Source organism: Streptomyces sp. NPDC054847, from assembly GCF_053610925.1.
The window spans coordinates 19,801-30,767 of sequence record NZ_JBSGZJ010000036.1 but is presented as its reverse complement, the minus strand read 5'-3'; the positions used below and the strand labels follow the sequence as shown (position 1 = coordinate 30,767).

The 10,967-nt window shown below is 70.3% G+C and carries 7 protein-coding genes; 2 read left to right on the top strand and 5 right to left on the bottom strand.

What is annotated here, in order from left to right:
- Positions 1-8 precede the first annotated feature (8 nt).
- Together ACWGH4_RS07080 and ACWGH4_RS07075 are read right to left on the bottom strand one after the other, a co-directional pair.
- Positions 9-1,961, bottom strand: coding sequence for a calcium-binding protein (locus ACWGH4_RS07080; RefSeq protein ID WP_453456700.1), 1,953 nt, complete (start codon positions 1,959-1,961; stop codon positions 9-11).
- A 668-nt stretch (positions 1,962-2,629) separates the two neighbouring features.
- Positions 2,630-3,895 carry an LCP family protein gene (locus ACWGH4_RS07075; RefSeq protein ID WP_453456697.1) on the bottom strand — a complete coding sequence of 422 codons (1,266 nt, stop codon included), beginning with the start codon at positions 3,893-3,895 and terminating at the stop codon, positions 2,630-2,632.
- 108 nt (positions 3,896-4,003) lie between these two features.
- Here ACWGH4_RS07075 and ACWGH4_RS07070 point away from each other — a divergent pair, with 108 nt between their 5' ends.
- Positions 4,004-4,552 carry an acyl-CoA thioesterase gene (locus ACWGH4_RS07070; protein ID WP_453456694.1) on the top strand — a complete coding sequence of 183 codons (549 nt, stop codon included), beginning with the start codon at positions 4,004-4,006 and terminating at the stop codon, positions 4,550-4,552.
- Between the two features lie 21 nt (positions 4,553-4,573).
- On the opposite strand, the gene ACWGH4_RS07065 is transcribed toward ACWGH4_RS07070, so the two are convergent.
- The gene (locus ACWGH4_RS07065; RefSeq protein ID WP_453456691.1) at positions 4,574-6,118 is read right to left on the bottom strand and encodes an LCP family protein; all 1,545 of its coding nucleotides are present in this window, start codon (positions 6,116-6,118) and stop codon (positions 4,574-4,576) included.
- A gap of 109 nt (positions 6,119-6,227) precedes the next feature.
- Between ACWGH4_RS07065 and ACWGH4_RS07060 the strand changes: the two genes are divergently transcribed.
- Positions 6,228-7,241: a glycosyltransferase family 2 protein gene (locus ACWGH4_RS07060; RefSeq protein WP_453456688.1), complete on the top strand. Its 1,014-nt coding sequence runs from the start codon at positions 6,228-6,230 to the stop codon at positions 7,239-7,241.
- Positions 7,242-7,327: 86 nt separating this feature from the next.
- On the opposite strand, the gene ACWGH4_RS07055 is transcribed toward ACWGH4_RS07060, so the two are convergent.
- Both ACWGH4_RS07055 and ACWGH4_RS07050 read right to left on the bottom strand, forming a co-directional pair.
- Entirely contained in the window at positions 7,328-8,974 is a 1,647-nt protein-coding gene (locus tag ACWGH4_RS07055; RefSeq protein ID WP_453456685.1) for an LCP family protein, read from the bottom strand.
- A 93-nt stretch (positions 8,975-9,067) separates the two neighbouring features.
- A complete protein-coding gene (locus ACWGH4_RS07050) occupies positions 9,068-10,840 on the bottom strand; it encodes an LCP family protein (protein WP_453456682.1) in 1,773 nt (590 codons plus the stop codon).
- Positions 10,841-10,967: the final 127 nt, after the last annotated feature.

Genomic DNA, 10,967 nt, shown 5'->3' with positions numbered 1-10,967 from the left:
TCACCGGATCACGGGCAGCTGATGCGGTTGTCGCCCGAGTCCGTGGTACAGGTGTCGTAGTTGGGGCCGCCGTTGGCCGTGTCGTTGCCGGACACGCCGTCGACGGTGTTGACCCGGTCGGATCCGTAATAGCCGGTCAGGTTGTCGCTTCCGGACCCGCCGTACAGGGTGTCGTTGCCGTAACCGCCGTCGACGGTGTCGTTGCCGACGTCGCCGTAGAGGGTGTCGGAGCCGTTGCCCCCGCGGATGGTGTCGTTGCCGCCGAGGCCGCAGATCACGTCGTTGCCGCCCGAACCGACAAGCGTCTCACCGGCACTGGTCCCGATGATCGTGCAGCCACGGCTGTTGTTCACGGTGGTCGTCGCCGTGGCGGTGTTGTTGCCCGGTACGGGGTCGTCCTCCATGGCGTCGACCGTGGCCCTGTTGGTGACGGTGCCGGTGGCCCTGGGCTCCACGACCACGGTGACCGTCGCGCTTCCGCCGGGAAGCAGCGAGCTCAGTGCGCAGTTGGCGCTGGTGAAGGTGGTGCTGCAGCTGCCGCTGGTGGTCGTGGCCGACACGAGTGTCGCACCGGCTCCGGAGACGGTGTCGGACAGTGTGATGCCGGTGGCCGTTGCGGTGGAGTCGGAGGCGTTGGTCACCCGCACGGTGTAGGTGGCCCGATTGCCCAGGGCGAGTTGACTCGGCCCCGACTTGGTGACCGAGAGGTTCGCGTTCGCCGGTGGTGGGGGCGGGGTGGTGCCGCCGCCCTCGTAGCGGGCCAGCGCGAAGTCGACGTTCGGTCCGCCCGTACCGGCGGCGACGATCTTGCCGTCGGACTGCAGCACCACGCCGCGAGCCCTGTCGCTGGCGCCGAAGTCGGTGGTCACGACGCCGTCGCCGCCGAAGCCGGTGTCCAGGCTGCCGTCGGGATTGTGACGCACGACAGCGAAGTCGCCCGGACCGCTGCCGCCGACGAGGACGATCCTGCCGTCGGACTGCAAGACCATGTCGTGGCCACCCGCCGGGGGATCCACCCTGCCGTCGCCGCCGAAGCCGGTGTCCAGGCTGCCGTCGGGGTTGTAGCGGGCCATCGCGCTGCCGTACAGCTCGCCGGCGGCGACGATTTTGCCGTCGGGCTGCACCGCCAGCGCCTCCACGGCCTCGTAGTCACCGAAATCGGTTCTCACGATGCCGTCGCCGCTGAACGTGGTGTCCAGGCTGCCGTTCTCGTTGTAGCGGATGAGGGCGAAGTCGAAGCGGGTCGTCCCGACGTCCCCGCCCGCAATGATCTTGCCGTCGGGCTGCAATGCCATGGTGCGACCCGTGCCGCCCTCGTCCGGCGCCGGCCCCGGGTCGGTGGTCACCTCCCCGTCGCCGCTGAAGCCGGTGTCGGGGCTGCCGTCGGGGTTGTAGCGGGCCACCGCGAACCTGCCGCCGGAAGTACCGGCGGCAACAATCCTGCCGTCGGACCGCACCGCGACTTCGTAGGCCTCGTTCGGGCCGCCGTCGAAGTCGGTGAGCACCTTGCCGTCGCCGCCGCCGAAGCCGGTGTCCAGGCTGCCGTCGGGGTTGTAGCGGACCACCGTGAACCAGCAGCAGTTCTCGAACTCGATCCAGCTGCTCCCCACCACGACGATCTTGCCGTCGGGCTGCACCGCCACACCGTAGGCGGTGTCCCACTGGCCTTCACCGGAAATGTCGGTGGTCACCCTGCCGTCGCCGCCGAAGCTGGTGTCCAGGCTGCCGTCGGGGTTGTAGCGGGCCACCGCGAAGTCGCCGGCTGTCGTGTCGGCGACCGTCCAGCCGACGGCGACGAGCCGCCCGTCGGGTGCCGACGCTACGTCAGAGGCCCCATCGGCATCGCTGCCGAAGCCGGTGAGCACCCTGCCGTCGCCGCCGAAGGCCGGGTCCAGGTCGCCAGGGGCGGCCAGCGCGGTTCCGGGCAGGGACAGTACGAGTGCCAGGCTCGCGACTGCCACGGCCGCGGCCCGGCCGCGCCGTGACTGCCTGCGTCGGGCCGCGAATCGGCACAGCGCCGTTCGCAGCCGAGATGTGAACATGGGCATGCAGACCTCTCAGCCTCTGGTCGTCCTGCCCCGATCCCACGTGGAGCGGGCAGCGGGCAGCGGGCGTGCCACAGCTTCCCGCCGGATACACGACGGACCGTCCGCGGCTGGCCGTACTGCGCTTGGTGGGCGCGTCGATCCACCCCCGCGAGTGACGTCCTGAGCAGGTGACAAGCGAGCAGTCGGCCGCGTCGGCGATGTGAGGCGGACGCAGCGGAACGCGGACTCTGTCGTCACGTCGGTCACTCGTGCCGGGAAGGTGCGTCTTGGCGTCGTCGTACGCCGGGCTTAAGCGCGGGCGCGCCTGGCGGGTGGCGCGGCGCCGGCCGCCTTCCTCCTCAGCGCGTTCAGGATGTGCGAGGTCCGCAGGCAGCGGATCACCGAGCGGCTGACGGCCGCCGGATCCACCCTCGTGCAGGACGAGTACGGCGAGAACCGCCTGTCCCGGACCGGTGACTGCCTGGCCACGCCGACCCGTTGGCGGGCCGGCCGCAACACGGCCGACCCGTTCGCGCTCCGACCGCGACGAAAAGGGACCCGCCCCGCGTACGCGCGGTGCGGGCCCCTTCGACGTGCGGGAATCACTTGTCGGAGACAGTGACCTTCTCGTCGTTCTGGATCTGCTTCACCAGCTGCTGCACCTTCGCCTTGTCCCAGACGAGGTTGCCGCCCCGGCTTCCCGACGTCGGCATGTTCATCGACGTACCGTCGCCGCCGCTGATGCCCTTCATCGCGAAGAACATCTCGCCCAGGTCGAACAGGGACATCTCCTTGTCGACGATGAGCGTGTCCAGGCCGGCGCCCAGGGTCGGGTACAGCTTGAACGGGTTGAGGATCGTGCCGGGGGTCGCCGCCTGGCTCGCCAGCGCGGAGAGGAACTTCTGCTGGTTCTTGGTGCGTGCGAGGTCCGACTCCGCGAAGGCGTAGCGGGTGCGGACGAAGGCGAGGGCCTGCTCGCCGTCGAGGGTCTGCTTGCCCGCCTCGAAGTCGGCGCCGGACTTCTTGTCCTTGAAGCCCTTCTCGATGTTCATCTCGACACCGCCGAGCGCGTCCACGATGTTGGCGAAGCCGGCGAAGCCGATCTCCGCGTAGTGGTCGATGCGCAGGCCGGTGTTGTGCTCGACGGTGCGGACCAGCAGTTCGGGCCCGTCCTCCGCGTAGGCGGCGTTCAGCTTGGTGCGCCGGCCCTGGTTGGGGAACTTCTTCCCGGACTCGGAGCCGATGAAGGACGGTATCTCGACGTCGGAGTCACGCGGCAGGGACACCATCGTGTTCCCGCTGCCGCAGGCCGCGAGGATCATCATCGAGTCGGTGCGCTTGCCCGCGGCATCACCGGTGTGGAGCTTCTTCTTCTCCTCGGCCGTCATGCCCTCACGGCTGTCGGAGCCGACGATCAGGTAGGTGGTGCAGTCGCCCTCGGCGGGCCGCTCAATCACCTTGGCGAGGTCGACCTCGCGCCGCACCTTGGAGTCCGCCCAGAAGTACGTGCCGATGGTGGTGCCCAGCACGGCCACGAGCACGACGATCGAGCCGATCTTCAGCCTGCGCCGCCAGTCCGGCGCCGGGCCGGGCTGCCGCGGGGGTCTGCCCTGCGGAGGCACCCCGCCGCCCGCGCCGCGGTAGACCTGGCCCGTGTTGTAGCCGCTGTCGTACACCGGCTCGGCATAGCCCTGGTCGTAACCGCGGGGCTGCTGAGGGGGAACCCCGCCGTGCTGCGGGGCGGCCGGTCGCTGGACATGGCGCATGACGCGCGCGCCCTCGGGCCGGTCCCCGGCGCTGCCGCGCCCGTAGCCGCGTGCGTTGCCGTTGCCGCCGTTGTCGGTCCATCCATCGGGCCAGTCATTCATGCGGAACAGTGTGCAGGGGAGGGTGGCCGCCCAGACAGGGTGGGTGAGGAATCGCACCAGGGCTGTAGCGAAGCTGATGCATTCCGGCCCCGGCATATGGTGGACGGCATGACAGATCAGGCCCAGCGCCCGGAGGCTGAAATTCCGGGCAAGCCCACTTCGGCGTCCCGTACCACCCTCAGCCACATCATGACCGGCAGTGACACGAATCTCCTCGGCACCGTGCACGGCGGCGTGATCATGAAGCTGGTGGACGACGCGGCCGGAGCCGTCGCGGGCCGGCACTCGGGCGGACCCGCGGTCACGGCCTCGATGGACGAGATGGTGTTCCTGGAGCCGGTCAGGGTGGGCGACCTGGTCCATGTGAAGGCACAGGTCAACTGGACCGGCCGGTCCTCCATGGAGGTCGGCGTACGGGTCCTGGCCGAGCGCTGGAACGAGTCGACTCCCGCCACCCAGGTCGGCAGCGCCTACCTCGTCTTCGCCGCGGTGGACGCGGACGGCAAGCCGCGGGCGGTGCCGCCGGTCGTCCCCGAGACCGAGCGGGACCAGCGCCGCTACCAGGAGGCGCAGATCCGGCGCACGCACCGGCTGGCCAGGCGCCGGGCGATCCGGGAGCTGCGCGAGAAGCGCGCCGCGGAGGGCATGGAGGCCTGAGTCCGGCCGCCCGGCGAGGACCTACGGGCAGACGACCTGGTCGCCCGTCACCGCGCCGAACTCGCCGCGGTGGGGCTCCTGGGCCTGTACGGGCTCGACTCCCTTGAAGTCGGTCCCCGCCATCACCTTCATCGTGGGGCCCTGCCTCTTCACCGGACGCAGCTCGGCACCGGGCAGCGCCGCCCGGAGCGACTTCGCCGAGCGGTCCCACCGTGGGTCGTACATCACATAGGTGCGCCCGACCTTCCCGCCGCCGCCGTTGAGCGGGGCGCGTGTGGTGTCGAAGCCGAGGCCGTTCAGGGCCTTGTCGACCTTCTCGCCGAGGCCGGCGAGGCGGGTCCCGTTGTAGACCTGGACCTTGATCTGCTTCGGGTCGACGTCGACAACGGTGGCCTTGGCACGCTTCGGGCGGTGCGGTGCGAGCGGCCTGTCCTCGCGCAGCAGCCGGAACAGCCGCTGCGCCCGCGCGTCGTCCCACTTCACGGTGGACCCGACGCCCTTGACCGGGAACGCGACGTCGCCGACGGGCACGGAGGTGAACTCGGAGGAGGAGGGCGTGAAGCCCCGCATCGCCCGGCCGAGGGCGAGCATCTGCCGGGTGCCGAACTGCCGGTCGGCGCGGACCGAGCCGAGCATCGTCGAGGTGACCTTCCGGAACTTCACCGGGTTGAGCAGCACACCGCCGCTGGTCGCCCGGTCGACGAGCGCCGCCAGGAAGCGCTGCTGGCGCTGCATCCGCCCCAGGTCGGCGGCGCCGTCGATGTGGCGGGAGCGCACGTACTGCAGCGCCTGCCCGCCGCTCAGCCTGTGAGTGCCGACCGGCAGGTCGAGACCGGTGTAGGTGTCCTTCATCGGCCGGGCGGTGCAGACCTCCACCCCGCCCACCACGTCCACCGTCTTCATGAAGCTGGTGAAGTCGACCTCGAGATAGTGGTCGATCTTCACCTTGGTCATGTGCTCGACCGTGCGCACGGTCAGGCCGGGGCCGCCCTCGGCGTAGGCCGCGTTGAGCTTCACCGGGTGCGGCTTGTGATGCTTGCCCGTGGTGGTGTCGGTGTGCTCGGGGATCTCCGCGTAACTGTCCCTGGGCAGGCTGACGACACTGGCGCGATCACGGTCCTGGGCGATGTGCACCAGCATGATCGTGTCGGTGCAGTTGCACGGCGCCCCGCCGAGCCGGTACTTCTTCTTCTCCTCCGGCGTGATCCTGTCCCGGCCGTCGGTGCCGACGACGAGGATGTTCGTGCCGCGGCCACCCTCGGGCCGGTTCTTCATGTCATGGAACGGGTCGACCCGGTCGATCTCCGTGTCGAGTCCGGTGACCACGGCGTGCCCGATGCCGCCCACGCCCAGGACCAGCACCGAGAGCGATGTGACGATCCGCATGCCCCAGCGCGGCCGTGCCGCGCGCCCGCCCCGGCGCGGTGGGGATCCACCGCCCGTGCGCCGTGCGGGGTGCCCGCCCCGCCCTGCCGGCCGGGCCGGCTGTCGCGCGGCGGGCCGCCCCGCGGCGCCGCGCTGCGGGGCCGGACGGGGACGGGGACGCGGGCGGGGCGGTGGGGGCAAGAGGACACCTCCGCGGACGACAGGGGATTCCCCGCACCGTAGGCCCATACGATCTGCGACACCGGCCGCCGCGCCTGGGTGTCCCCCGTTCGCGGTAACGTGGCGGGCGATGAACGCCACGCCCGCTGTCTCCGTGATCATGCCGGTCCTCAACGAGGAGCGGCATCTGCGCAACTCCGTCCGCCACATCCTCGAGCAGGAGTACGACGGAGAGATGGAGGTGGTGATCGCGCTCGGACCGTCCACGGACCGCACCGACGAGATCGCCGCCGAGCTCGTACGGGAGGACCCGAGGGTCCGCACCGTGCCGAATCCGACGGGCCGCACCCCGGCCGCCCTGAACGCCGCCATCAAGGCGTCCCGCCACCCGGTCGTGGTGCGCGTCGACGGCCACGGGATGCTGTCGCCGAACTACATCGCGACCGCGGTCCGCCTGCTGGCGGAGACCGGCGCGCAGAACGTCGGCGGCATCATGCACGCCGAGGGCGAGAACGCCTGGGAGGACGCCGTCGCCGCCGCGATGACCTCGAAGGTCGGCGTCGGCAACGCCGCCTTCCACACGGGCGGCAAGGCCGGTCCCGCGGAGACGGTGTACCTGGGCGTCTTCCGGCGCGAGGCGCTGGAGCAGCAGGGCGGCTACAACGAGGAGTTCATCCGCGCCCAGGACTGGGAGCTGAACTTCCGCATCCGCGAGGCCGGCGGCCTGATCTGGTTCTCCCCGGAGCTGCGGGTCCAGTACCGTCCCCGGCCGTCCGTGCGGGCGCTGGCCAAGCAGTACAAGGACTACGGGCGCTGGCGCCATGTCGTGGCCCGCTACCACCAGGGCTCGATCAACCTGCGCTACCTGGCGCCGCCGACGGCGCTCTGCGCGATCGCCGCGGGAGTCGTGGCGGGTGCCGCGCTGACGCCGTGGGCCTTCGTCGTCCCCGCCGGATATCTCGCGGCGATCACCGCGGGCTCCGTCCCCGCCGGCAAGGGCCTGTCCCTGAAGGCACGGCTCCAGATCCCGGTGGCGCTGGCCACGATGCACATGTGCTGGGGCTACGGCTTCCTGACGAGCCCGCGCTCGCTGGCGAAGAAGGTCATCGCGAGCCGGCGGCCCTCCGTCCGGACCGCTGCCTGAGCACGGCCCACCAGCACGACGACAGCGCCGGTCCGCCCCCGTGGAGGGGCGGACCGGCGCTGTCGTACAGGCGCGGTGGTGCCGGGTCAGATCCGGTACGGCGCGTAGATGTCCATGCAGGCGCCCTTGTCGTCGCCCATGACCGTCTCCGTGTTCTTCGGTGGCCCCCCGGCCGGCTCCGGCTTCGGGAACGTGTCCCCGGTCCGCCAGTCGGCGCCGACGATCAGCGTCACACCGGACACCTCGGACGACTTGCGCACCGCGCTCGCCGGGATGCCGAGGGCCGCTGCGACGGCGTGCGCGTCGCCGTCGAGGTCGACGCTCGGGAACAGGACCTGTGTTCGGCTCTCCGCCTCCGGGGTCGCGTCCGTCCTGGCGCCCGTGAAGCCCTGGCCGGTGAGCACCTCGGCCACCGCGGCCGCTCTGCGGGGAGTGGGGTCCTGATTCACGCCCGTGCCGTTGCGGACCATGATCCCGATCTCGGCGGGCTCGGCGGCCGGATCCTTCGGCGCGGCTGAGGGCTTGGGCTTCGACGTCGGCGCCTTGCCGTCCACCGGAGTGTCCTCGCGCAGCATCTGCCACAGACGGTCCGCCTCACCCGGCGCCGGCAGCACATGCGCCTTCGGGTTGTCCGGGTCGGGTATGCGCGGCATGGTCAGCATCGCGATCCGGCTGGTGGGCACGTCCTTGAGGGTCATCCCGAGGTCGAACAGCTTCTTGACCGTGCCGATCTCCTCCGAGACCTGGAGCGACTTGGTCGCGGTCTCCGCGAGGTCCATGAGCCGGCCGGTGTCGGTGAAGGCGTTCTGGTCCTTCAGATTGCGGATCACCGAATTCATGTACATGTGCTGCGCCTTGGAGCGTCCGAAGTCGCTCTCGAAGGCATGGCGGGTACGCAGCCACTGGAGCGCCTGCTCGCCCTTGATCGGCCAGGTGCCGGCCTCGAGCCGCAGACCGGAGCCGCCGGGCACGTTCGGTTTGGGGCCGTCGTACACACCGTGCTTCACGCAGACCTCGGCGCCGCCGATCGCGTCGGCCATCGCCACCACGCCCGCGAAGTCGACCATCATCCAGTGGTCGATGTAGACGCCGGTGAGCTCCTGCCAGGTGGCGAGGGTGCAGCCGGGACCGCCGCGGCCCAGCGTCGCGTTGATGAGGTCACGCGTCGCCGGGAACTCGTCCCCGGTCTTGGGGTCGGTGCACTTCGGGATGTCGACCTTGGTGTCGCGCGGGATGGAGACGACCGAGGCGTTCTTGCGGTCGGCGGACACGTGCAACAGCATCTGCACGTCGGCGAGGGGCTTGGCGCCCACACTCTTCCTGGAGCCGCCGAGCTTGAGGTTGGCCGCCGTGTTCCGGCTGTCGGAGCCGATGAGAAGGACGTTCAGCGGGGTCTGGCCGGCCGCGTTCGGGGCACTCTTCCGCACGTCCGAGTCGGCCGAACTGCGTTCCCCCTTACGGATGTTGCTGTTCAGGTGCTCGTAGTACAGATATCCGGCCCCCGCCGTGCCGAGCACCACCACCGCCACCGTGATCGCGACGCCGCGCAGTATCCGGCGTTTGCCGCGTTTCGCGCGACGCCGGGGACCGCCGCGCCGGTGCCCGCCGCCGCTGCCTTCTGCCGGCGCGGCCTGCGGGCTCCGTTCGTCGTCGAGGGCCGTACGGCTGCCGGGGACACCGGTCCCCTCGCCGTACAGCCCTTCGTCCCAGCCGAGATCGCCGGGTTCCGCCACGTGCTCCCGGGTCCCCTCCCCACGCACGCTGTTTCTTCCCACCCCTGGGTCCCCCCTGGTTTCAGGCTCGTTTCACGAGCCGTTCCTCCGGCCTCATCCGGCACAGACCTTCTTGTCGGCTTCGACCTTCTGGATGTCGTCCGGCACCTTCGCCGGACCGGTGATGGGCACCCCTGCGCCCTTGAAATCGGGACCGAGGGTCAGCGTCATCGCTGTGAGACCCTCCGCGTCCTGTGTGCCCGGCTTCAACGCCGCGGCAGGAAGGCCCATCAGGTCCGCGAGTGCGCGGGCCTGGTCGGCCTGGTTCGGTGCGTACTCGAGGGTCGTCCTGGTCACGTCCGCCGGGGCGTTGCCCTTGTTGGCGGACTTCAGGACGCCCTCGGTGTTCTGGAGCCAGTCGAGGGTCTTCTGCGCGGCTCCCGTCGGCCCGCCGCCGTTGAAGACATCGACGCGGACGTCGGACGCCTTCGCCCTGGTGCCCTCGAGAAGGGCGTTCTGCTTGTCCTTGGCCTGCTGCTTCTTCTGCTCGACCTCGGTGAGGGAGACGTCCTCGCGGACCATCGCGAACAGCGATTCCGCCTTGCTCTCGTCGAGCACGACCGTGGCCTTGACCGTCTCCGCCGGGTTGTCCCGCACGGGCACGGTCGCGAAGGTCAGGTTCTTCATGTCGAACTTGCCGAGCTCCAGGCCGAGGTCACGGAGCTTCATGATGTCGTTTATCTGGGAGTCGACGGTCAGCGCCTTGGTGCCCGCCTCCGCCAGCTTCACCAGCTTCGTCGGGCTGGTGAGCGTGTCGTTGGACTTCAGCTTGCGCATCAGCGCGCTCAGGAACTGCTGTTGCAGCTTGATGCGGTCGAGGTCGCCGCCGAAGCCCACCGCGTGCCGGGTACGGACGAACGCCAGGGCCTCCTCGCCCTCGATCTCGTGCTCACCCGCGGGCAGGTCGAGCTTGGAGTCGGGGTCCTTTATGTCCTTGGCGAGGCAGATCGGCACACCGCCGACCGCCGAGGTCAGTGTCTTGACCGCGTTGAAGTCGGCCACCATGAAGTGGTCGGGCTTGATGCCGGTGAGCTCGGTGACCGTACGCATGGTGCAGCTGGGTGTACGGCCCGACTGGCCGAGGCTCACATTGAAGCGGGTGTTCGGCGACCCCGGGATGGTCTTGGTCGACCCGTCCTCCTGGGTGGTCGGACAGTCCGGGATGTCCGTGATCAGGTCACGCGGGATGCTCAGCGCCGTCGCGTTGGTGCGGTCCTTGGACACGTGGAGCAGCACCGTCGTGTCGGCGTGGCCGGCGCTGTTCCTGTCGCCGTAGCCCTCGTTGCCGTCGCCGGTGCGCTTGTCCGTGCCGATGACCAGGATGTTGATCGCCCGGTCCTTGCTGAAGCCGCCGGTGCCGGCGCCGTCGTCGGGGACCGAGGTGATGTTGGAGTTCAGGTGCTCGTAGTAGAGGTATCCGGCGGTCGCCGTGCCCACCATCACCAGCGCGAGCGTGCCGCCCGTCCACAGCAGCGCCTTCTTCTTGCGCGACTTGCCCTGCTTGCGCTTGCGCCGGCCGGTCTGCGCCTGTGCCGCCCGGCCGGCGGACGCGTCACCCGTGCGGCGCCGACGCTGTTCGGGGACCTCGGTGCCCGGGGCGGTCGTACCGCGCCGGGCACCATTTCCGGCCGCCGTGTTCCGTGGGGCGGCACCGCGGCTGCCGGCCGCGCCGGCTCTTGTGCTGCTGCGGCCGGAGCCTCTGGTGGAGGGGATCGACTGCGGTGCGGATTGATCCAGTCGCAGTTCGTAGTTGCCGGTCTGCGGGTTGAGTACCCACTGGTCGGCGGGGTCGATCTCGTCCGCCCGCCCACGGCTTTGCGCATCCACGGTTGCTTGAGTCCTCCGTCGGGTGCCACGCGACGCGCCTCCCCCGGCAGGCGCTCGGTCCTTCGATCCAGCAGTGCGCGACACAGGGTCGGAAGCACCGGATCGCGTCACACTATCCGTCCAGTTC